Raw genomic sequence first — 23,949 nt, forward strand, 5'->3', positions numbered from 1 at the left:
GATTAAACTGCCTGTTATCAATTCATTATCGAGAGGCCTCAAACCAAACGCCATGAGCGACGACAACTCACAAAACAGTGACACGCCTGCCAGTAAGAAGGGATTCTTTTCCCTGATTCTCAACCAGCTATTCCACGGTGAACCTAAAAACCGTGACGATCTGCTGACACTCATCCGTGATTCTGAGCAAAATGATCTGATCGATCAGGATACCCGCGACATGCTCGAAGGCGTGATGGACATCGCCGACCAACGCGTCCGCGACATCATGATCCCTCGCTCGCAAATGGTAACGCTCAAACACAACCAGACGCTGGACGAATGCCTCGATGTGATCATCGAATCAGCACACTCCCGCTTCCCGGTGATCAGTGAAGACAAAGATCATATCGAAGGGATTCTGATGGCCAAAGATCTGCTGCCGTTTATGCGCAGCGATACTGAGCCATTTAGCATGGAAAAAGTGTTACGTCAGGCCGTTGTTGTGCCAGAAAGTAAGCGTGTTGACCGCATGCTGAAAGAGTTTCGTCAGCAGCGCTACCACATGGCGATTGTGATTGATGAGTTTGGCGGGGTTTCCGGCCTTGTGACTATCGAAGATATTCTCGAACTGATTGTCGGGGAAATTGAAGATGAGTACGACGACGAAGAAGATAGCGATTTCCGCCAGCTAAGCCGCCATACATGGACGGTCCGTGCTTTGGCCTCAATCGAAGATTTCAACGACACCTTCGCTACCCATTTCAATGATGACGAAGTGGATACCATTGGTGGATTAGTGATGCAGGCCTTTGGCCACTTACCTGCCCGTGGCGAAACCATTGAAATTGATGGTTATCAGTTTAAAGTCGCGATGGCAGATAGCCGCCGTGTGATTCAGGTTCATGTCAGAATTCCGGACGACTCGCCACAACCGAAACTGGAAGATTAATTTAAAGATGGCTATAGCCCTACTCCTTCGACGCCAGCGCGTTCGTCTATTGCTGGCGCTGCTTTTTGGTGCCTGCGGAACGCTGGCTTTCTCCCCTTACGATTTCTGGCCTGCCGCCATTCTTTCTTTGGCTGGGCTTCAGGGGCTGACTCTCAATCGCCGTCCTATTCAAAGCGCCTGGATTGGTTTCTTCTGGGGGCTGGGGCTATTTGGCTCAGGCATAAACTGGGTGTATGTCAGTATCGCGCAATTTGGTGGTATGCCTGGCCCGGTGAATATCTTTTTGGTGGTTTTGCTTGCCGCTTACTTGTCGTTATATACCGGCTTATTTGGCGGTTTCCTCAGTAAACTCTGCCCGAAAACGACGTGGTGGCGTGTGGCTATTGCAGCACCCATGCTATGGCAACTCACTGAATTCCTGCGCGGCTGGGTATTAACCGGTTTCCCGTGGCTGCAATTTGGTTATAGCCAGATTGATGGTCCGCTAAAAGGCATTGCGCCAATTCTTGGCGTCGAAAGCATCACCTTCCTGCTGATGGTTATCAGCGGCTTGTTGGTTTATGCACTGCATGAACGCAACTGGCGTCCTGCGGTCATTGCCGCTGCGTTGTTGCTGCTACCGTGGCCGTTACGTTCGATTCAGTGGTATCAACCGCAGCCTGAACGCACCGTCGATGTCGCGATGGTTCAGGGCGATATTCCACAATCCCTGAAATGGGATGAAAACCAGTTGCTGAATACGCTGAAGATTTACCTCGATAAAACACAGCCGCAGATGGGTAAATCCCAGCTGATTATCTGGCCTGAATCGGCAATCCCGGATCTGGAGATAAACCAGCAGCAATTCCTGACGATGATGGACGACCTGCTGCGCTCTAAACACAGCTCGCTGATTACCGGTATTGTTGACGCGCGTTTGAATAAACAAAACCGCTACGACACCTACAACACCATTATCACGCTGGGTGAAGGTAACCAGTACAGCTACAACAGCGCCGATCGGTACAACAAAAACCACCTGGTACCATTTGGTGAGTTTGTGCCGCTGGAATCCATTCTGCGCCCGCTGGCCCCGTTCTTTGATTTGCCGATGTCATCATTTAGCCGTGGCCCGTATTTACAGCCACAGCTTGCAGCCAACGGTATCAAGCTCACGCCTGCTATTTGTTATGAAATCATCCTTGGCGAACAAGTGCGTGATAACTTCCGTCCGGACACAGACTTCCTGCTGACCATTTCCAACGATGCGTGGTTCGGTAAGTCGATTGGCCCGTGGCAGCATTTCCAGATGGCACGCATGCGCTCGCTGGAATTGGGTCGTCCACTGCTGCGCAGCACTAACAACGGCATCACTGCCGTGGTGAATGCTGATGGCGATGTCGATGCAGTCATCCCGCAGTTTACGCGCGAAGTGCTGGAAGCGAAGGTCACGCCAACGCGCGGTATTACGCCGTATGCGCGCTTCGGTGACTGGCCGCTGTGGGGGCTGACATTGATATTTGGCTTTGCCTCAGTTCTGCTGGCTCTTCGTTCTCGCCGCAAGTTTTAACCCCGCATCATCCTAAAAATGGCCAGCTACTGCTGGCCTTTTTTATTTCTGGCACAACCTTTGCAAATATTTACTCATTAGAAACAAACAAAATGCTGAAACCAAACCCTATGGGTAGCAGGAAGCATTGAGCTGCACCAAACAATGACATTACGAGCACTAAAGTAGTGCAAGGAGATATTTTTGCCTTTAAACGGTGCGGCGCACTTCGCAAAAATAAACATCTGGATAGCAAATTCTTTACATCAAGCTATGTTAAATGTTAACAAAAGAACAAGTTTCACCCTGTTTTAGTAACACACAACAACAAAATAACATTCACATCAGGTATCAATGCCCTGTGGCATTAGGACAAAGGAGTTGGTCATGCAATTACGTAAACTAGCCTCAGCTTTGCTGGTTATGGGTTTAGGCGCGGGTATCGCGCACGCTGAAGATGCGAAACCTGCTGCTCAACAAAGCACTCTGGATAAGATTGCCGCTAATGGCGTTATTGTGGTCGGTCACCGTGAATCTTCCGTTCCTTTCTCTTACTACGATAATCAACAGAAAGTGGTCGGCTATTCACAGGCTTATTCCAATGCCATCGTTGAAGCGGTAAAGAAAAAACTCAACAAACCTGACCTGCAAGTTAAGTTGATCCCGATTACCTCTCAGAACCGTATTCCATTGCTGCAAAACGGGACTTTCGATTTTGAGTGCGGTTCAACCACCAATAACCTGGAACGCCAGAAACAAGCCTCGTTCTCCAACACTATCTTCGTGGTAGGTACTCGTTTGCTGGTTAAGAAAGGCGGCGAGATTAAAGACTTTGCCGATCTGAAAGGCAAAGCGGTGGTTGTGACCTCCGGTACCACTTCTGAAGTTCTGCTTAACAAGCTGAATGAAGAGAAGAAAATGGACATGCGCATTATCAGCGCCAAAGACCACGGTGACTCGTTCCGCACCCTGGAAAGTGGCCGTGCTGTCGCCTTTATGATGGATGATGCCCTGTTAGCCGGTGAGCGTGCAAAAGCGAAGAAACAGGATAACTGGGAAATCGTTGGCACTCCGCAATCACACGAAGCGTACGGCTGTATGCTGCGCAAAGACGATGCTGATTTTAAAAAGCTGATGGATGACACCATTGCTCAGACACAAACGTCCGGTGAAGCAGCTAAATGGTTCGATAAGTGGTTCATGAACCCAATCCCACCGAAAAACATCAACATGAACTTCGCGCTGTCTGACGACATGAAAGCCTTGTTCAAAACACCAAACGATAAAGCAGTTAATTAATCATACCCGTTAGCATTCGAGTTGCAGCCAACACCCCTGCAGCTTGAAGGATGACGGGTATAGAACCAGGGGCCGGGATGACCTTGCCCTCTCGATTGACGAACTGAAGCTCGGACAGACTATGCGTTGGATGGCCGTTCCCCATCCGACGTGAAAGTACCCAAAAATCTCAGGCTATGACCTGAAATACGGGTGCAAGCTTCTCATCAATCTTCGAGGGTAGCGCTAGTGCTACCCTCAATTTTTTCTCGGAGTACGTTATGTCTATAGACTGGAACTGGGGAATATTTTTACAGCCCGCCCCGTTCGGCAACACCACTTATCTGGGCTGGATCTGGAATGGCTTCCAGGTCACCGTTGCCTTGTCCATCTGCGCATGGATAATCGCTTTCTTTGTCGGCTCACTGTTCGGTATTTTGCGTACCGTCCCGAATAAATGGCTTTCGGGTATGGGCACACTGTATGTCGAGTTATTCCGTAATGTGCCGCTTATCGTGCAGTTTTTTACCTGGTACTTAGTGGTGCCGGAATTACTGCCCGAAAACCTCGGCATGTGGTTTAAGTCTGAGCTTGACCCGAATATACAATTCTTCCTCTCGTCGATGATTTGCCTCGGTCTGTTTACCGCCGCTCGTGTCTGCGAACAAGTTCGTGCTGCTATTCAATCGCTACCTCGCGGGCAGAAAAACGCGGCACTCGCGATGGGGCTGACCCTGCCGCAAGCCTATCGTTATGTTTTGCTGCCGAATGCCTACCGCGTGATTGTGCCGCCAATGACCTCTGAGATGATGAACCTGGTGAAGAACTCGGCCATCGCATCAACCATTGGCCTGGTCGATATGGCCGCGCAAGCCGGTAAATTGCTGGACTACTCTGCTCACGCCTACGAATCATTTACCGCCATCACACTCGCTTATGTGCTGATTAACGCCGTGATTATGCTGGTGATGTATGTGGTTGAACGTAAAATTCGCCTGCCTGGCAACATGGGAGGCAAATAATGTACGATTTTGACTGGACTTCAATTTTACCCGCTATGCCGTACCTGATTCAGGGGTTAATTATCACCCTGAAAATCACGGTCACTGCGGTGGTCATCGGTATCGTGTGGGGAACCTTGCTGGCAGTGATGCGCCTGTCGCCAATCAAGCCAATCGCCTGGTTTGCCAGCGCCTACGTCAACGTTTTCCGTTCTATCCCGCTGGTGATGGTGCTGCTGTGGTTCTATCTGGTGGTGCCGGGTTTCTTACAGAAAGTACTGGGGCTTTCGCCACAGACGGACATCCGCCTGATTTCGGCGATGGTCGCCTTCTCGATGTTTGAAGCCGCCTACTATTCCGAAATTATTCGTGCCGGTATTCAGAGCATTTCACGCGGGCAGTCTCATGCCGCGCTGGCGCTCGGGATGACACACTGGCAGTCAATGAAACTGATTATCCTGCCACAAGCCTTCCGCGCGATGGTGCCGTTACTGTTAACCCAGGGCATCGTCTTATTCCAGGATACGTCGTTGGTATATGTATTAAGCCTGGCTGATTTCTTCCGTACCGCGACCACCATTGGCGAGCGCGACGGAACCCAGGTTGAGATGATTCTGTTTGCCGGTTTGGTGTATTTCGTCATCAGTTTGAGTGCCTCGCTGTTGGTTACCTACTTGAAGAAAAGGACAGTGTAATGATTTCCCTGAAAAATGTTTCTAAATGGTACGGTCACTTTCAGGTGCTAACCGACTGCTCAACGAGCGTTAAAAAAGGCGAAGTGGTGGTAGTTTGTGGACCGTCTGGTTCCGGTAAATCAACACTGATCAAAACCGTCAACGGTCTGGAACCGGTGCAAAAAGGCGAGATCGTGGTAAACGGCACTCAGGTAAACCACAAGAAAACCAATCTGGCTGAATTGCGTTCGCACGTTGGCATGGTGTTCCAACACTTTGAGCTTTTCCCGCATCTGTCGATTATTGAAAACCTGACGCTGGCACAAGTGAAAGTGCTGAAACGCAACAAAGAAGAGTCGCGTAAAAAAGGGCTTAAGTTGCTCGAGCGCGTTGGGCTGACGGCGCATGCCGATAAGTTCCCGGCGCAGCTTTCCGGCGGCCAGCAGCAACGTGTGGCGATTGCGCGCGCGTTGTGTATGGACCCGGTTGCCATGCTGTTTGACGAACCAACTTCCGCGCTTGATCCCGAGATGATCAACGAAGTGCTGGACGTGATGGTCGAACTGGCAAACGAAGGCATGACCATGATGGTGGTGACACACGAAATGGGCTTTGCCCGTAAAGTGGCGAACCGCGTGATCTTTATGGATGAAGGGAAGATTGTCGAAGATTCCAATAAAGAAGACTTCTTCAACAATCCGCAGTCTGAGCGAGCGAAAGACTTCCTGGCGAAAATCTTGCACTAAAAGCCTAAAAAAAAGGGTGGATGCTATATGGCATCCACCCTTTTCAGTTAAAACCCGCGTCTACCCCTGATATTCCTCGCTATTTACCCAGGCATGATCCTGCTCCCAGGTAAACATCCACTTGCGAACCGGCCCAGCCATCACGTTCAAATAATAGCTGTCATAACCCGCCATAGTGGCCACCGGATGATATCCCTTCGGCACCTTCACCACGTCTTTGTCATAGACTGCCATGCATTCGTCCAGTGAACGGTCATCGGTATACACACGCTGCATACAGAAACCCTGCGACGGGTTGAGGCGATGGTAATACGTCTCCTCAAGATAGGTTTCGTTGGGCGGGTTATCCGTGTCGTGCTTATGGCTGGGATAAGAGCTGGTGCAGCCTTCATTGGTATACACCTCGACAACCAACAAGCTGTCGGCGGCTTTATCTTCCGGCAGAATATTATGCACATAGCGCTGGTTATGGCCTTTACCCCGCGCCTCGGCAGCAATATCTTGCGGCGCGATAAGCCGTGTTGTGTGCGTGCCTTTACCTGGTGCCGAACACACCGCCAGTTCAAGCTGGGTCAGCGCTTCGACTTGCACCGTTTCGCCGCTTGTGACATATACCGCCCACGGTTTACGCCGCTCAAACGGGCTCATACGGTCACCAATTTCCGGGAAACGTGCATAAGGCGTGTCGATGGTGGCGCGTCCTGCCACCAACACCAGGCAACGCTCGTCATCCACTGCGGGCAATTCCAGGCGCTGCCCTTCACGCAGTTGATAAACGTCAAAACCGACATATCCCCAGCCTGCCGTATGCGGCGTAATGTGTTGCGTACGCCCCTGCTCGTCTGGCTGTTGCCAGCGCGAAAGTAATCTGGACATCGGTACTCCTTAAATCAGCACAGTTAAATCAGCCCGGCATCCCGCGCCAGTTTGCTGAGGTTGTTGTAGCCCAGGCGTGCGTAAGTCAGCGGATGGGCGATCGCCGGATCTTGCTCCGCTTCCACCACCAGCCAGCCGCTGTAACCTTGTTTTTTCAGCAGCGCCATAATCGGCGGGTAATCCACACAACCGTCGCCCGGTACGGTGAAAACGCCACTCAGCACGGCATCGAGGAAACTGGTCTTGCGGTTTTTAACATCCGCCAGCACGTCAGCGCGCACGTCTTTGCAGTGCACATGATTGATGCGCTCAATCCAGCGCTCGGCGACTTTCAGCGGCGAAGCCCCGGCAAAAGTAAGGTGACCGGTATCGAGCAACAAACCGACTTCTGGCCCGGTGTGAGTCATCAGGTTATCCACATCCTGAGCGCTCTCAATCACTGTTCCCATATGGTGATGGTAGGCAATTTGTACGCCCTGTTGTTGGGTGTAGCGCGCAAAAGCCGTCAGCTTTTCGCCATATTCTGCCCAACGTTCAGCAGGGAAACGCGGGCGCAGGTGAACCGGCGTTTGCTGCTCACCGTGAATACAACCAGAGACTTCAGCAAACACCAGCACCTTCGCTCCCAGTTCGCGCAGCAGCGTTAAATGGGGCTGCACCGCCTCAATTTCTTCTTCAACGGAGCGTTCCAGCAGGCGGCCCGAGTACCAGCCGGAAACCAGTTTCAGCTGATGCTTATCCAGAATTGGCCCCAGAATACGCGCCTCACGCGGGAATTTATTCCCCAGTTCAAAGCCTGCAAAACCGGCTTCTTTCCCTTCGCTCAGGCAAGTCTCCAGCGAAGTGTCAGCACCCAGTGAAGGCAGGTCGTCATTGGTCCAGGTCAGTGGGTTAATGCCTAAATGTACAGTCATGATCTTCTCCTTAGAATTGTGTCTGCCCGCGTGCACGCCATAAGGCTATCAACCGCAGGTAGTTGTCCCGGATGCGGGCAATCAGTTGCGCATCATCAATCTCGCGTTTTAACCAGGCCTGCGACGCTTCACCAAACAAGGTGCGCCCTACCGCAAAGCCTTTCACAATCGGATAATCTGCCGCCGCATTAAATCCGGTGCGCAGCACTTCCACTGCCGCATCCAGTCCAAGAATGACCACACCACGGCAATGCGGATCGCGTTTTTCTACCAGCTCGCTCAAGGCTTCCCATCCCTGGCTGCTAAGCGGCGGCAATTTCCACCAGTCCGGATAAATACCGAGGTTGTAGAAGCGCGAGATCGCTCGCAAATAAAGGTCATCGCTGCGCGGCATGTCGGCGGGCAAAATCACTTCCAGCAGTAATTCATGGCCGGACTGGCAACAGGCGCGATACACCTCCGTCACCTTTTGCTCTTGCTCAAGGCGCAAAGCGTGAGCATCTTCCGGATGGAAGAACACCAGACATTTCACAATGTGTTCCTGCGGCCAGCTAATCAGCTGCGAGCCAATATTGCCGTGTTCCATCTCCAGCGGGCGCGAACCGGGTAGCTCGATTGGGCGGCCAATCCACCAGCCTTCGCCAGTAATGGCATTCAGTGCATCCTGGCCGAAAGTCCCGTCGCACAACAGACCAGCTTTCCCTTCCAGTTCGGCATGCTTTGCCGCCTCACGGCTGGCCTGCAAAATCAGCTGCTTCAGCGCCGGAATGCGCTTTAAATCTGCCCCGCAGCTCAATGCCATATCTTCAAGCTGACTGCGATGATCAAAGGCCATTACGCACAGTTCCGGCCACTGCCGGCGGCGAGTGGTTACGCGATGCAGATGATTCAGACGCGCGTCAAGATCGGGGCGTGGCACTTGCTGTTCGCGGGCTAAATAGTCATCAAGCTCCACTTTGCTCGGCATGGCTGGCGCACAACCGTGGCGTGAAACCACCAGTGCGCCACAGGCGTTCGCGTAACGACACGCCTGCTCCCAGCCTTCATCATTGAGATAACCACGCATCAGGCCGGACATAAACGCATCGCCCGCCCCCAGCACATTCAGCACTTCAACCCGCACGCCCGTGACATTAATGCCGCCGCCCAGCGAGTCCGGGATCTGGCCGGTAAACACCGAACAGCCTTGTGCACCACGCTTACACACCAGCGTTGCGCCGCTCACTTCACGCACCTGTTTCAGGGCAGTAAGTGTGTCAGTCGAGCCGCCAGCAATGTGGAACTCTTCCTCCGTGCCGACAATCACATCAAACAGATGCAGCACCGATTGCAGTTGCTGTGTGACTTGCTGGGCGGCGATAAAACGCGTTTCCCCATCGCCCAGCGCCGTCAGCCCCCAGAGCACCGGACGGTAGTCAATATCCAGTGCGGTGCGCACTTCGTTGCGCCGCGCATAGTTCAGCGCGGTCAGCACCGCCTCGCGGGTCGCGGGATGGGAAAGATGGGTTCCGGTGATGGCAAGACAACGCGCTGAGGCAATGTACTCCTCGCTAAAATCACTGGCGGTAATCGCCATATCTGCGCAGTTATCGCGGTAAAAAATCAGCGGAAAGGTGTCCCGGTCTTTGATGCCGAGCAGCACCAGCGCGGTGAGCCGTTCGGTATCGGTAATCAGATGGCTGGTATCACAACCGACTTGCGTCAGTTCCTCACGCAGAAAACGCCCCATATGCTCGTCGCCAACGCGAGCCAGCATCGACGACTTCAGCCCCTGTCGTGCCGTTCCGTAAGCGACATTCCCCGATGAACCGCCCAAATAGCGGGCGAAACTGCTGGCATCCTCGAGGCGTGCGCCAATCTGCTGGCTGTAGAGATCAACCGCGACTCGCCCCATGCAAATCAGATCTAACTGCTTTTGTTTCATGCTCCGTCCTCAAACAATTTCAGATACGTTTACCCAGCGGCCACTCTGGTGAGACAGGGCGATAGCATCGAGGATGCGCGACACCTTCCAGCCCTCTTCAAAGTCCGGCCACATTGGCGCGTCAGCGGCGATCCCGTCGATCAAATCACGCACTTCGACGGTTTTCTGATCGTTAAAACCAATGCCATGACCCGCGCCCATACAGAACGCGCCGTAGTCAGGATGCGCCGGGCCGACGAGCAGCGTGCGGAACCCCTGGCGGCCTTCAGGATCGCTTTGCAGATACAGCTTCAGCTCTGCCATGCGCTCCTGGGTAAAAGTGATCGCGCCTTTGGTTCCCGTCACCGTCCAGGTCAGTCCCATTTTGCGCCCACAAGCCACGCGGGAGGTTTCAATCACACCCTGCGCCCCGCCCTCAAAACGCACCATGGCGTGTGCCTGATCTTCGTTTTCCACGGCGACCATCTCGCTGCTGCCTGCCTGTGCCGGGCGCTGTGGCACCACGGTTTTCAGGTCGCCACAAACTTGCTGGATATCCCCCACCAAGTACTGCGCCATATTGACGATATGCGCCGCGAGATCGCCAAGCGCCCCAAGGCCAGCCGTCTCTTTGAAGCAGTGCCAGTGAATCGGCGCGAGCGGGTCAGACATATAGTCTTCGTTATGGGTGCCGTAAAAGTGGATAACCTCGCCAATTTCCCCGCGCTCGATAATCTGTTTTGCCAGCTGCGCGGTGGGGTTTTTCATGTAGTTGAAGCCGACCAGAGTTTTCACTCCGGCACAATGCGCCGCATCGACCATCAATCGGGCATCACGGGCGTTAAGCGCCAGCGGCTTTTCCGAGTAAACGTGTTTGCCGTGGCGAATCGCCTCCAGCGCCATCTCTTTATGCAGATGGTTCGGTGAGCAAATATCCACCACGTCAATATTTGGATCCGCCACCAGCTCGCGCCAGTTGCCGGTTGAGCGGTTAAATCCAAAAGCGGCGGCACGTGTGGCGGCCAGTTCAGGCGTCACTTCTGCCACCATTTCGCGCACCAACTCGCCGCGCAAATCAAATACGGTCGGTGCCTGGGCGTAAGCAATCGCATGGGCTTTGCCGATATAACCGGTGCCGATTAAACCAATCCTGACTTTTTTCATAGTGTGTTCCTGGATTAAATCGCGCCACGACGGCTCTTGGCGTAGGTATCAAACGCTACCGCCAGTACGATGATCAGACCGGTAATAATTTGCTGGTAGTAAGCCGAGACGTTCATCAGCACCAGCCCGTTAATCAGAATGCCCATGATGATGGCACCGATAATCGTGCCGCTGATGCGCCCGTAGCCGCCCATCAACGAGGTGCCGCCAATCACCACCGAGGCAATCACGCGCAGCTCAAACGAGATACCCGCCACCGCTTCGGCACTGCCCAGACGCGCACTGAGCACAAACCCGGCAAGCCCCGCCAGACAACCAATCACCACATAAACGCTGACCAGTACCCGTTTGACGTTGACTCCAGCCAGGCGCGCCGCTTCGGGGTTGCCGCCAATCGCATAGACAAAGCGGCCCCAGCGGGTTTTATGCAGCGCCAGATAGCCAAGAATAGAAACGATGGCGAAAATCCAGATCGGCACAGATATGCCGAGAATATCCCCGCGCCCCCACCAGCGATAACCAGCGTCAAAGCCCGCGATAGGCGCACCATCGTTAATCACCAGCGTCAGGCCGCGCCAAATCGTCATGCCACCGAGCGTGACGATAAACGGCGGCAGACGCAGACGCGTGACGCCAAGGCCATGCAGAAAACCGATAAACGTGCCGATCGCGAGGCAAATCCCCAGCCCCAGCAACCAGCTAAAACCCCCCCATGCGTCGGCATCCACGGTGGTAAAGTTGTCGCCTTTAATCACATAAGCGGCAGTCATGGCGCACACCGCCAGAATCGACCCCACCGAGAGATCGATACCCGCCGTGAGGATCACAAAGGTCATGCCGACGGCAATGATCCCGTAGATCGACACTTCGGTCAGGATGTTGAAAATATTACGTTCGCTAAGGAAGTTGCTGTTTTGCAACTGGAAGAACACCAGCAGCAGAATCATAAATATCAGCACACCAAAGCGTTCAAAGAAGGCAATCGGATCAAAGCGCGATGCGCCCTTCGCCGGAGCCTGAGTTTTGGAAATCATCTGTGTCATGGGCTCCCCCGTTATGCGGCGTTTAAAGCGTGGTGGTTGATAGCCATCAGGGTCATCAGCCGTTCTTCGTTAGCGTCGTCACCGTGTAATTCGCCGGTCACCCGCCCTTCGCTGAGGGTGATGATCCGGTCGGAAACCGCAAGGATTTCAGGTAAGTCTGAGGAGATAACAATCACCGCGACGCCTTGTTTAGCCATATCAAACAGCACCTGGTGGACTTCAGATTTAGTGCCGACGTCGATACCGCGCGTCGGTTCATCGACAATCAGCACTTTTGGGTTGAGCGCCATGCAGCGCGCCAGAATCACTTTTTGCTGATTGCCGCCGGACAACTTGCGCACTTCCTGTTCGGCGTTGACCATCTTGATTTGCAGCGCCTTTTGGTAGGCTTCAATCAGCGCATCTTCTTTGCGCGGGCTGACGAAATAGCGCCAGGTCAGCAGCGAGGACAGGCTTGATAGCGTGAGGTTTTCGCGAATCGATAACCCCAGCACCGCGCCCTATTTTTTGCGGTCTTCCGGTACCAGGGCAATGCCACACTCCAGCGCGTACATTGGGTTTTGCGGCTGGTAAGGTTTGCCGTCTAACTCGAAAGTTCCCTGGGTGAATTTGTCCGCGCCGAACAGGCAACGCGCCACCTCGGTACGGCCTGCACCCACCAGCCCGGCAATCCCCAGAACTTCGCCACTGTGCACGTGAAAACTGATGTCTTTAAGCGCGATGCCGTGCGGATCAAGCGGCGGTTTCTCACGGCTTAACCCCTTCACGGACAGGCGAATGGGTTTATCTTCATGATGGGTCAGGCTCGAGTCACGGCGGTCAAACACCACATCGCGCCCCACCATCAGACGAATAATTTGTTCAACACTGGTGCCTGCGACTTCGCCGGAGCCGGTGTAGCGCCCGTCCTGGAACACGGTAAAACGGTCGCAAAGCTGGAAAACTTCATGCAGGCGGTGGGTGACGTAAATAATGCTGACGCCGCGGCCTTTTAGTTCGCGCACCACGCGGTGCAGGCTTTCGACTTCACTGTCACTCAGCGCCGCCGAAGGTTCGTCCATAATGATCAGTTTGGCGTTAAGGGTTAACGCACGGGCAATTTCCACCATCTGTTGCTGGGCGACGCTCAGGCGCGCCACCGCTGTGGTCGGTGCCACGTTGAGTTGCAGATAATCAAGAATCACCTGCGCTTCCTGGTTTACCGCTTTGGCATCGACGATTAAATTGCGACGGCGTGGTTCGCGCCCAAGAAACATATTTTCCGCCACCGTCATATTCGGCAGCAGGTTAAACTCCTGATAAATCGTGATAATGCCTTTTTGCTGACGGGCCACCGGCGACTCGTCCACCGCCAGCGTTTCACCGTTAAACCAGATTTCACCTCGAGTTTGCGGCTGTGCGCCCGCCAGTGCCTTCAACAGCGTGGATTTACCCGCGCCATTTTCGCCGAGCAGCGCATGGATTTCCCCCTGCCCGACGGTGAGCTGTGCATTGCTCAGCGCCCAAACGCCGGAAAAGCTTTTCGCCAGTTCGCTGACTTTCAATAAGGATTGCGACATCAGGCTGCTCCTCTTTCCGCAGGTATCCTTTAGATTTCAAGCTGCAGCACGGCGGCAACTGAGCGCATCCCCAGGAACATAGCGAACTATGTGACTGGGGTGCGGGAAGGCAGCCAACACAGCTGCAGCTTGAAAGATGACGGATACTATTTGCCGGCTTCGCCGATACGTTCAGCTTTATCCAGATTCTCTTTGGTGATCATGGTTGGTGCGTAATCGGCACCGGTGATCTCTTTTTTCTCGCGGATGTTGGCAACCAGTTGGCTCATTGCGGTGGTCACCGCGTAGCCCGGACGCTGATCGGCGGTGACTTGCAGCCAACCATCGCGCACACGCGCCAGCGCTTCTGGCACCGCATCAAAACCGGTGACCATGATTTCACCCGGTTTCACGCCTTGTTCCTGAAGGGCTTCGATGGCACCCAGCGCCATATCGTCGTTAGCAGAAAGAATGACTTGTGGTTTTTTCGGCAGTGAAGGCAGCACGCTTTCTACAATGCGCATCCCTTCGGAACGCATCCAGTTACCGGTCTGATCGGCGACGATTTTGTATTTATCGCCACCGGCTTTCAGGCTGTCGCGAATGCCTTTGGTACGTTCAATGTTGGAAGAAGAACCTGGCTGGCCGGTCAGCAGAATAATCTCCGCGCCATTGGGGAATTTCGACTTCACGTAGTCAGCCACCGCCTGGCCGCCTTTATAGTTATTGGCACCAAAGTGCGGCACTTTTTTCTCGGTGGTGACCGTACGGTCGAGCGTGACGACAGGAAGTTTGGCATCCTGAATTTCACTGACTGCGCTGGAGACCGCGTTAACGTCGTTGGGTGAAACGATAAACCCCTGAGCGCCGCGCGTAATGGCGTTTTCAAGATCGGCCACTTGTTTAGGTGAGCTGCCCTGGCTGTCCAGCACCTGTAACTGCACGCCCATTTCTTTAGCGGCTTTTACCGCAGTGCGCTGCATATGCACTTCAAACGGCATCGCCAGGTTTGGCGTACTAAAGACAATTTGCTCGTTTTCGGCGAAAGCCGGAGCGGTAGCGAGTGCGATGAGGGCAGCAAGAATAATTTTTTTCATTGTTATCTCTCTTTATGTGTAGGGTTCGGGAGTTACAACGCTATTTCACGCTGGCAACGCAGGGATTCCAGTGCCTTGTCGGCCAGATACAGCGCGCGTTCACCGTCGTCACCGCTGCACTCTGGCTTCGCTTCACCACGTAAAATGGCGACAAAATGCAGCCACTCTGCGGCATAAGCCTCTTTGTATCGTTGCAGGAAGAAGTGCTCAGGCAGTGCGCTGTTGCAGCCGTTGGCACCGAAATGCTGCACCTGGTTTTCCAGAATGTTGCCCGCGCATAACAAGCCGTTTGAACCGTGCAATTCCAGGCGCTGATCGTAGCCATAAGCCGAACGGCGGCTATTGACGATGGTGGCAAGCGCGCCGGATGCGTACTTCAGCACGATGAAAGCGGTGTCAATGTCACCCGCCTCGCCAATCGCCGGGTCAACCAGATTGCTGCCCTGGGCATAAATCGCCACTGGCTCTTCACCCATGATGAAACGCGCCATGTCGAAATCGTGGATGGTCATATCGCGGAACATACCACCGGAAACGCGCACGTATTCCGCAGGCGGTGGCGACGGGTCGCGGGAAATAATCATCAGCGATTCAGGTTTGCCAATCAGCCCTTGCTGAGCCTGGGTTTTGACGCGGCGAAACTGAGGATCAAAGCGGCGATTAAAACCGATGAATAGCGGCACATCGCGTTCTTTGACCACTTTCAGGCAGTCACGCACGCGGGCCAAATCGAGGTGGACAGGTTTTTCACAGAAGATGGCTTTGCCGTGGAAAGCGGCAAGTTCAATTAAATCGGCGTGCGTGTCGGTGGCGGAGGCAATCAGCACCGCGTGGACGTTTGGGTCGGCCATCGCTTCGCTTACGCTCTGCTGGCGAGCCTGATACAGCGTGGCAATGCGGCTGGCGTTTTCCTGGTTCGGATCAACAACTGACCAAAGGGTGGTCTCTTTGTGGGCTGCAATATTGGCGGCGTGGATCTGGCCGATGCGACCTGCGCCCAGTAAGGCAATGTTAAACATAGCGGCTCCCGATATTGGCATAGCTTTAGAGTCAAGTACCGGGGTGACCCCGGCAATGCGTACAGTTGATTTAACGACCCTTTAAATAAAACATTTATTTCATTTTAATGAATAGTGAAAATTCTATTTTTGAGTCAAGGTTAACATTTTGTCTATTTTATGGGTCTGATTTGTTATCAAAGTCACAACATCGCACAATATTGCATCACTTAAGGGAGGGGGTTTCAGCTTGATTGCAGGGAGTGGAGCAGAAAAGGAGCAAAACGTGGCAAAAAATGAAATGAACATTCCACTTACAATACCAGCGGAATGTTCAAGGGCGAGGATTGAGATTAATACTGACGGGCGCGTTTAAGCATCGCTAACGTTTTGGCGGCAGCATCCGTCACTGAGCCAGAAGATGCCGTTTGCGCATCGCCTGTACGCCACCAGGCTTCGTAATCATGAGTCATGGTTTTTGGCAGCACTTTGATGTCCAGTAGTGTCGGACCTGGATGCAAAGCTGAAGCTTCCAGCGCGGCCAGCAAACTTTGTTCGTCGTTGACTCGCCAGGCGCGGCAGCCGTAACTTTCGGCATTCTTCGCAAAATCGACTTTAACCAGCGGCCCGTCAAGTTGCCCGGTTTCGGGGTTACGCCTGCGGTTCTCTGTGCCGAAACTACCCATTCCATGACCCATTTGCAGGTTGTTGATACAGCCGAATCCTGCGTTATCAAACAGCAAGATGGTGATTTTGATGCCTTCCTGTACCGCGGTTTGCAGTTCCGAATGCAGCATCAAATACGAGCCGTCCCCAACCATGGCGTACACCGGCTGCTTCGGTTTCGCAAGCTTCGCCCCGACTGCGGCGGCAATCTCGTAACCCATGCAGGAGTAGCCGTATTCCAGGTGGTAGCTATCCGCTGTTTTGACCTGCCACAGACGCTGTAAATCGCCAGGCAATGAACCTGCTGCACCAACGACTATCGCGTTTTCCTCGATGTGCTGGTTAACCAGACCGAGTACGCGCGTTTGTGTCAGACATGTTCCGAGAACCTCGCTGTATTCGGCAAGCTGCGCATCCAGATGCCCGGAGACTTCTGGCTTGTCATGCGGCTGCCAGCGCCGTGTCCATAACCGCTGGCACTCTTCATGCCACGCGGCTTTGGCTTTAACAGGCTCATCGCGCCATGCCGACTGATAATCCAGCGTACGTAGCCCGACGGTTAAACGCTCCAGCCCGACTTGTGCATCCGCCACCAGCGGCGTGGCATCCAGTTTCAGAGCATCAAACTCAGCCACATTTAGCAGCAAGAATTCGACGTCAGGATGGCAAAATAGCGATTTTGATCCGGTGGTGAAATCAGTCAAACGTGTACCGACGCCAATCACTAAATCTGCCTGCGCTGCCAGTTGGTTAGCCGCCAGACCACCGGTGACGCCCACCCCACCGAGGTTAAGTGGGTGTTCACTGACAATCGCTCCTTTGCCTGCCTGCGTTTCGACAAATGGCAACTGAACGCTGTCGATAAACTGGTTAAATGCCGCGTGAGCCCCCGAATAGCGCACACCACCACCGCAGATAACCAACGGGCGGCGTTTGCGGGTAATCAGTTCGAGCGCGGCTTGCAGGCGAGTTTCATCCGGTGGACGACGTTCAATAAGATGAACCCGTCGCGCGAAGAAACTTTCCGGATAATCCCAGACTTCGCCCTGCACATCTTGCGGCAGGCAGATGGTGACCGCACCGGTTTCCGCCGGATGAGTGAGCACTCGCATCGCGCTTAACATCGCACTCATCAATTGCTCAGGGCGATTGATCCGATCCCAGTAGCGAGACACCGGACGGAAGCAGTCATTGGTACTCAGACTCAGGTCATGGAACTGTTCTATTTGTTGCAATACCGGATCGGGCTGGCGGCTGGCGTAAATATCCCCCGGCAGCAACAGCAACGGAATACGGTTGGCGGTAGCGGTGGCCGCTGCGGTCACCATATTCGCAGCCCCTGGCCCGACCGATGAAGTCACCGCATAGATTCGCCTGCGACAATGTTGTTTCGCAAAGCCGGTGGCAATATGCGCCATGCCTTGTTCGTTACAACCCTGATGGACTTTCAGATGGCCTGGGTTTTCTTCCAGTGCCTGACCTATCCCCAGCACGTTGCCGTGCCCGAAGATGGTCATCACCCCAGCAACAAACGGCGTTTCTTCACCATCAATGTTGACGTATTGCTGGTTCAAAAACCTGACCAGGGCCTGCGCCATGGTCATGCGTTGTGTCGTCATGCTTCCCCCTGTTAGCCCAGCGTCGGCATAGAAAACGCAGCGCCTTGCTGATGGCTGGTTTCAGGCCAGCGAGCCGTGATGGTTTTCATGCGGGTGTAGAAACGAACGCCATCACTGCCGTGAACATTCAGCGGCCCGAAAATCGAACGCTTCCATCCACCAAAGCTGTGGAATGCCATCGGTACCGGAATCGGCACGTTAACGCCGACCATACCCACCTGCACCTCTTCACAGAAGCGGCGCGCCGTGCCGCCATCGCCGGTGAAAATCGCCGTGCCGTTGCCGTACTCATGATGATTAATCAGGTCGATGGCGCTGCGGTAATCCGCGGCACGCACCACACACAGCACCGGGCCAAAGATTTCTTCTTTATAGATAGTCATTTCTGGGGTGACATTATCGAACAACGTCGGCCCAACGAAATATCCACCTTCGTTGCCTGCAAGCTTCAGACCGCGCCCATCGACACGTAACGTCGCCCCTTGTGATTCGCCACTATCAATGTAGCCAAGCACTTTGGCGCGGTGCGGCGCTGAAATCAGCGGACCCATTTCGTTTTCTGGCCCTGATGTCAGCCCTGGCCCAACCCGCAGCTTAGCGATTTGTTGCTCAAGCCTTACGCAGAGATCGTCTGCGGTTTGGTCGCCCACCGCGACGACCACGGAGAGTGCCATACAGCGTTCACCCGCCGCACCGTAAGCCGCGCCCATAATCGCGTTTGTTGCCATTTCCATGTCCGCATCAGGCATCAGGATGCAGTGGTTTTTCGCCCCACCCAATGCCTGGCAACGCTTGCCGTGAGCGGAAGCCGTCTGGTAGATATATTCAGCAATCGGCGTCGAACCAACAAAACTCACCGCCTGCACGCGCGGGTCGGTCAGCAGGACATCTACCGCTTCTTTATCACCTTGCACCACATTGAAGACGCCGTCCGGCAGACCAGCCTCTTTGAGCAATTGCGCCAGGCGTAACGCTAACGACGGGTCTTTTTCAGAAGGTTTGAGCACGAAGGTATTGCCGGTCGCCAGGGCAATAGGGAGCATCCACATCGGCACCATCGCCGGGAAGTTGAAAGGGGTGATGCCCGCACAGACGCCGAGCGGTTGCATCAGCGAGTGGCTATCGACACCGGTGCCGACGTTTGCCGAGTGCTCACCTTTTTGCAGATGTGGAATACCACAGGCGAACTCCACCACCTCAAGGCCACGGGTCAATTCGCCCACTGCATCGGAATAAACTTTGCCGTGTTCTTCGCTGATAAGCTTCGCCAGGCTGTCCATATGCTGTTCAAGCAGGCTTTTAAAACGGAACATGACACGCGCACGTTTCAGCGGAGCCTGTCGCGCCCAACCGGCAAATGCCTGTTGGGCGGCAGCGATCGCCTGTTCGGTCTGTTGCGCGGTGCTCATTGCCACCTGGCGGATTTGTGCGCCAGTGGCCGGGTTGAAGATCGCCTGAACGCGTGAGCTGTTGCCCATGACGCATTCACCGTGAATGAAATTCGCTACCGTCTCCATCTGTACCCTCTCACATTTATGGTCGATTCCTGAACACTGTATATGAAATAAAAATTCCATTTAATGGTTAAATAAAACAAATGTTGATTATTGTGATCAGAAATCAGTTTTTGTGTTAAGCGCAGCGGCGGGGGAACGGGATAGAGACTACTATGATTTCATATCGGATCTGTTTTGGTATATTTGTTTCATTTTCACCGTTGCTGGGGTTAAATATGTTTCAGCAACCATTTCTTTGAGGAAGGTAATTTGACCACCGCGACCAACCTGAGCGAGTTACAGCAGCAGATTCGCGACCGCTACGACAGCCTGAGTAAACGGTTGCAGCAAGTTTCCCGTTACGTGCTGGATAACACCAACAGCGTGGCGTTTGATACCGTAGCCGCCATTGCCGAACGCGCAGAAGTGCCGCCCTCAACGCTGATCCGCTTTGCCAATGCTTTTGATTTCAGCGGCTTCAACGAAATGAAACAGCTGTTTCGCATGAATCTGGTGGAGGAAACCGCCAGCTATACCGACCGCGCACGGTTGTTCCGCGAAATGGAAAGCGAGGCGGTGCCTGAAACGCCACTCGATATTTTGCAGGAGTTTGCCCGTTCCAATGCACAAGCTTTGCAGCAACTGGCCGCACGCACTGAGCCGGAAATGTTACAGCGAGCGGTGACTTTGCTGGCAGAAGCAGAAACAATTTATATCGTCGGCCTGCGCCGTTCGTTTAGCGTGGCAGCGTATCTAAGTTATGCGCTGAGCCACCTGGAGTGCCGCCCGATTCTGCTCGACGGTCTCGGCGGGATGCTGCGTGAGCAAGTGAATCGAGTGAAAGCGAAGGATGTGGTGGTGCTAATTAGCTTCTCGCCGTATGCCCAGGAAACGTTGATGGTCAGTGAAAAAGCGGCAAGCACTGGCGCACGGCAAATCGTGATTACGGACAGCCAGATTAGCCCGCTGGCCACGTTCAGCGATTTGTGTTTTGTGGTTAAAGAAGCGCAGGTTGATGCTTTCCGCTCCCAGTCTGCCACGCTGTGTCTGGTGCAATCGTTGATGGTGGCGTTGGCCTATTATCAGGGAACGCCGCACAGTAGTTTATCGCCCGAAGCTTAGCCCCATGAAACCATGGGGCTGGTGACAATTTAAGGTTCGAAAGGTCTGCGGCCAAACTGGTTGTGTCCGCATTTCGGGCAGACGGGCAGCACGTCCGGGGTGTAAACGGCAAGGTGGAAGTGACAATTCTCGCAAACCAAATTGCCAAGCCCAACCACTTCACCGCTGTGATAGACACCGTGATGGTTGAGATCCTGAAAGACTTCGCGCCACTCGAGCTGCGTTTTGTCAGTGATGTCAGCCAGTTCCTGCCAGAGACTTTCTTTAATGACGCGCATGAAAACGCTGTCGGTAAATTCGTCCTGGCTTTCGTTGTAGCTGCGGGCAAACTCTTCCAGATCACGCCGCACTGCACGCGTCACTTCATCAACTTCGGTACGCGTTAGCTCCCCAGTTTCGTTCATGCGTTTACGCGCGCTGGCGACCAGTTCGTCTATATCGCGCTCGCCATTACGTAACCGTTCGGTGAGCGAGGCTACCAGTTCACGGTAAAATTGAGCAACCTTGTTCATCGTCTGCTTACCTCCTTGAAGAGATTCCTGCATTCAGTGTCGGCTAACCTGCTCTAATAGTAGACGTTAATCGGCTATCACTTTGTTAGTTTGCCCACAAGCAAGGTAAAAAAGTGCAAATGAGAAATGCAGACTCCAGCTTTCTAAAGGCTGTTTTGCGGCACTCTTATCGGCTATGCTATGCCGATCTGAAATTAATAGTTAAAGCTACAACCTGTAGCTGTCTTTCATCACAGGACCACTGGCTGCCATGCAAGAGCAATATCGCCCGGAAGAGATAGAATCCAACGTACAGCTTCACTGGCAAGAGAAGCGTACTTTTGAAGTAACCGAAGACGAAGGCAAAGAGAAGTATTACTGCCTCTCGATGCTACCCTATCCTTCTGGCCGACTACACATGGGCCACGTTCGTAACTACACCATCGGTGACGTTATCGCGCGCTACCAGCGCATGCTGGGCAAAAACGTGCTGCAGCCAATCGGCTGGGATGCGTTCGGTTTGCCAGCTGAAGGGGCGGCGGTAAAGAATAACACCGCGCCTGCACCATGGACTTACGACAACATCAATTACATGAAGAACCAGCTCAAAACGCTGGGCTTTGGCTATGACTGGAGCCGCGAGCTGGCGACCTGTACCCCGGAATATTACCGTTGGGAACAGCAGTTCTTCACTCAGCTGTATAACAAAGGCCTGGTTTACAAAAAAACCTCCGCGGTTAACTGGTGCCCGAATGACCAGACTGTGCTGGCAAACGAACAGGTTATCGACGGTTGCTGCTGGCGCTGTGACTCCAAAGTTGAGCGCAAAGAAATCCCACAGTGGTTTATCAAAATCACCGCTTACGCAGATGAGTTGTTAAACGATCTGGATACGCTGGACCATTGGCCTGATCAGGTCAAAACCATGCAGCGTAACTGGATTGGCCGTTCTGAAGGCGTTGAGATTACTTTCGACGTTGAAAACAGCGCTGAGAAACTGACGGTTTACACCACCCGCCCGGACACCTTTATGGGTGTGACTTACCTGGCAGTTGCTGCTGGCCACCCTATCGCACAACAAGCGGCAGTGAACAACCCTGAACTGGCTGCATTCGTCGATGAATGCCGTAACACCAAAGTTGCCGAAGCTGAAATGGCAACCATGGAAAAGAAAGGCGTTGCCACTGGCGTGAACGCCATTCACCCACTGACTGGCGAAGCTGTTCCAGTTTGGGTAGCAAACTTTGTCCTGATGGAATACGGCACCGGTGCGGTGATGGCGGTTCCTGGCCACGACCAGCGCGACTGGGAATTTGCGACGAAATACGGTTTGCAAATCAAACCTGTGATTCTCAATGCCGATGGTAGCGAACCTGATTTATCAGCCGCCGCGATGACCGAAAAAGGCGCACTGTTCAATTCAGGCGAGTTCGACGGCCTGAACTTCCAGAATGCGTTCAACGCCATTGCCGACAAACTGGCAGCGAAAGGCGTGGGCGAACGTAAAATTAATTATCGTCTGCGCGACTGGGGTGTTTCCCGTCAGCGTTACTGGGGTGCGCCAATTCCAATGGTGACTCTGGAAGACGGCACGGTCATGCCAACGCCAGAAGATCAACTGCCGGTTATTCTGCCAGAAGATGTCGTCATGGACGGTATCACCAGTCCAATTAAAGCCGATCCTGAGTGGGCTAAAACTACTGTTGATGGCAAACCTGCGCTGCGTGAAACCGACACCTTCGATACCTTTATGGAATCGTCCTGGTACTACGCGCGTTACACCAGCCCGCAGTACGACAAAGGGATGCTGGACTCCAAAGCCGCCAACTACTGGCTGCCGGTAGATATCTATATTGGTGGCATCGAACACGCCATCATGCACCTGCTGTACTTCCGCTTCTTCCACAAACTGATGCGTGACGCAGGCATGGTGACCTCTAACGAGCCAGCCAAACAGCTGCTGTGTCAGGGCATGGTTCTGGCAGACGCGTTCTATTACACCGGCGTTAACGGTGAGCGTAACTGGGTTTCCCCAGCGGATGCGATTGTCGAGCGTGACGAGAAAGGCCGTATTATCAATGCCTGCGACGCACAGGGCAATGAACTGGTCTATGCTGGCATGAGCAAAATGTCGAAGTCGAAAAACAACGGCATCGACCCGCAAGTGATGGTTGAACGCTACGGCGCAGATACCGTTCGTTTGTTTATGATGTTTGCGTCCCCGGCTGATATGACGCTGGAATGGCAAGAGTCTGGCGTTGAAGGGGCAAACCGCTTCCTGAAACGTGTCTGGAGACTGGCCTACGAGCACACCAGCCGTGGTGCGGCACCTGCACTTGATATTGCCGCGCTGAACGAAGATCAAAAAGCATTACGCCGTGATGTTCACAAAACCATCGCGAAAGTGACCGATGATATTGGTCGTCGTCAGACCTTTAACACCGCGATTGCTGCCATCATGGAATTGATGAACAAACTGGCAAAAGCACCGCAGGATAGCGAGCAAGACCGCGCTCTGCTGAACGAAGCGCTGTTGGCAGTGGTTCGTATGCTGTATCCGTTCACCCCGCACGTTTGCTTCGATATGTGGCAGTCATTGGGCGGTGAAGGTGATATCGACAACGCGCCATGGCCACAGGCTGATGAGTCAGCAATGGTTGAGGATTCGCTGTTGGTCGTGGTGCAAGTGAACGGTAAAGTTCGCGGCAAAATCACTGTTCCAGCTGATGCGACGCAAGAACAAGTGCAAGAACGCGCAGGTCAGGAACATCTGGTTGCGAAATATCTTGAGGGTGTGACCGTGCGTAAAGTGATTTACGTGCCGGGCAAACTGCTCAATCTGGTTGTGGGCTAAGCGCAGGAGG

18 protein-coding genes and 1 pseudogene are annotated in these 23,949 nt (G+C 53.6%); 8 read left to right on the top strand and 11 right to left on the bottom strand.

The genetic code is table 11. The features are described 5' to 3' along the window. The first annotated feature begins 52 nt into the window (after positions 1 to 52). The 6 genes from corC (at position 53) to D8682_RS09135 (ending at position 6,158) form a co-directional block, all read left to right on the top strand. A complete protein-coding gene (corC, locus tag D8682_RS09110) occupies positions 53 to 931 on the top strand; it encodes a CNNM family magnesium/cobalt transport protein CorC (RefSeq protein ID WP_064548673.1) in 879 nt (292 codons plus the stop codon). A gap of 7 nt (positions 932 to 938) precedes the next feature. Next, complete coding sequence (gene lnt, locus D8682_RS09115; protein ID WP_064548675.1) at positions 939 to 2,480, top strand: apolipoprotein N-acyltransferase; 1,542 nt, start codon at positions 939 to 941, stop codon at positions 2,478 to 2,480. 366 nt (positions 2,481 to 2,846) lie between these two features. After that, positions 2,847 to 3,758, top strand: coding sequence for an amino acid ABC transporter substrate-binding protein (locus D8682_RS09120; protein ID WP_064548677.1), 912 nt, complete (start codon positions 2,847 to 2,849; stop codon positions 3,756 to 3,758). Between the two features lie 260 nt (positions 3,759 to 4,018). After that, complete coding sequence (locus D8682_RS09125) at positions 4,019 to 4,759, top strand: amino acid ABC transporter permease (protein ID WP_064548679.1); 741 nt, start codon at positions 4,019 to 4,021, stop codon at positions 4,757 to 4,759. Beyond that, entirely contained in the window at positions 4,759 to 5,433 is a 675-nt protein-coding gene (gene gltK, locus D8682_RS09130; RefSeq protein ID WP_064548680.1) for a glutamate/aspartate ABC transporter permease GltK, read from the top strand. Before D8682_RS09125 ends, gltK begins: the two co-directional genes overlap by 1 nt. Continuing rightward, entirely contained in the window at positions 5,433 to 6,158 is a 726-nt protein-coding gene (locus D8682_RS09135) for an amino acid ABC transporter ATP-binding protein (protein ID WP_064548682.1), read from the top strand. Before gltK ends, D8682_RS09135 begins: the two co-directional genes overlap by 1 nt. A gap of 60 nt (positions 6,159 to 6,218) precedes the next feature. Here the strand turns inward: D8682_RS09135 and iolB are convergent, their stop codons facing one another. The 10 genes and pseudogenes from iolB to D8682_RS09185 all read right to left on the bottom strand — a co-directional run bounded on the left by iolB (position 6,219) and on the right by D8682_RS09185 (position 19,493). Further along, on the bottom strand, positions 6,219 to 7,034 hold the full coding sequence (gene iolB / locus D8682_RS09140; RefSeq protein WP_121814111.1) for a 5-deoxy-glucuronate isomerase: 816 nt from the start codon (positions 7,032 to 7,034) through the stop codon (positions 6,219 to 6,221). Positions 7,035 to 7,057: 23 nt separating this feature from the next. Beyond that, the gene (iolE, locus tag D8682_RS09145; protein ID WP_121814112.1) at positions 7,058 to 7,948 is read right to left on the bottom strand and encodes a myo-inosose-2 dehydratase; all 891 of its coding nucleotides are present in this window, start codon (positions 7,946 to 7,948) and stop codon (positions 7,058 to 7,060) included. Positions 7,949 to 7,958: 10 nt separating this feature from the next. Beyond that, positions 7,959 to 9,872, bottom strand: a complete 1,914-nt coding sequence (iolC, locus tag D8682_RS09150; protein WP_121814113.1) for a 5-dehydro-2-deoxygluconokinase — start codon at positions 9,870 to 9,872, stop codon at positions 7,959 to 7,961. Between the two features lie 9 nt (positions 9,873 to 9,881). Then, positions 9,882 to 11,015, bottom strand: coding sequence for a Gfo/Idh/MocA family protein (locus tag D8682_RS09155; RefSeq protein WP_064548689.1), 1,134 nt, complete (start codon positions 11,013 to 11,015; stop codon positions 9,882 to 9,884). A 14-nt stretch (positions 11,016 to 11,029) separates the two neighbouring features. Beyond that, positions 11,030 to 12,058 (bottom strand): ABC transporter permease, encoded by a 1,029-nt coding sequence (locus tag D8682_RS09160; protein ID WP_064548691.1) that lies wholly within the window; start codon positions 12,056 to 12,058, stop codon positions 11,030 to 11,032. 11 nt (positions 12,059 to 12,069) lie between these two features. After that, positions 12,070 to 13,617: pseudogene (locus D8682_RS09165) on the bottom strand (sugar ABC transporter ATP-binding protein). 146 nt (positions 13,618 to 13,763) lie between these two features. Next, entirely contained in the window at positions 13,764 to 14,693 is a 930-nt protein-coding gene (locus D8682_RS09170; protein WP_064548695.1) for a substrate-binding domain-containing protein, read from the bottom strand. Between the two features lie 32 nt (positions 14,694 to 14,725). After that, positions 14,726 to 15,712: an inositol 2-dehydrogenase gene (gene iolG, locus D8682_RS09175; protein ID WP_064548697.1), complete on the bottom strand. Its 987-nt coding sequence runs from the start codon at positions 15,710 to 15,712 to the stop codon at positions 14,726 to 14,728. Positions 15,713 to 16,044: 332 nt separating this feature from the next. Then, positions 16,045 to 17,976: a 3D-(3,5/4)-trihydroxycyclohexane-1,2-dione acylhydrolase (decyclizing) gene (gene iolD, locus D8682_RS09180; RefSeq protein ID WP_121814114.1), complete on the bottom strand. Its 1,932-nt coding sequence runs from the start codon at positions 17,974 to 17,976 to the stop codon at positions 16,045 to 16,047. 11 nt (positions 17,977 to 17,987) lie between these two features. Beyond that, a complete protein-coding gene (locus D8682_RS09185) occupies positions 17,988 to 19,493 on the bottom strand; it encodes a CoA-acylating methylmalonate-semialdehyde dehydrogenase (RefSeq protein WP_121814115.1) in 1,506 nt (501 codons plus the stop codon). A gap of 249 nt (positions 19,494 to 19,742) precedes the next feature. On the opposite strand from D8682_RS09185, the gene D8682_RS09190 reads away from it, so the two are divergent. Beyond that, positions 19,743 to 20,594: a MurR/RpiR family transcriptional regulator gene (locus D8682_RS09190; protein ID WP_064548702.1), complete on the top strand. Its 852-nt coding sequence runs from the start codon at positions 19,743 to 19,745 to the stop codon at positions 20,592 to 20,594. 29 nt (positions 20,595 to 20,623) lie between these two features. On the opposite strand, the gene D8682_RS09195 is transcribed toward D8682_RS09190, so the two are convergent. After that, the gene (locus tag D8682_RS09195; protein WP_064548705.1) at positions 20,624 to 21,106 is read right to left on the bottom strand and encodes a zinc ribbon-containing protein; all 483 of its coding nucleotides are present in this window, start codon (positions 21,104 to 21,106) and stop codon (positions 20,624 to 20,626) included. A gap of 250 nt (positions 21,107 to 21,356) precedes the next feature. Here D8682_RS09195 and leuS point away from each other — a divergent pair, with 250 nt between their 5' ends. Next, on the top strand, positions 21,357 to 23,939 hold the full coding sequence (leuS, locus tag D8682_RS09200) for a leucine--tRNA ligase (RefSeq protein WP_121814116.1): 2,583 nt from the start codon (positions 21,357 to 21,359) through the stop codon (positions 23,937 to 23,939). Positions 23,940 to 23,949: the final 10 nt, after the last annotated feature.

Source organism: Buttiauxella sp. 3AFRM03 (genome assembly GCF_003675305.1).
Classification (GTDB): Bacteria; Pseudomonadota; Gammaproteobacteria; order Enterobacterales; family Enterobacteriaceae; genus Buttiauxella; species Buttiauxella ferragutiae.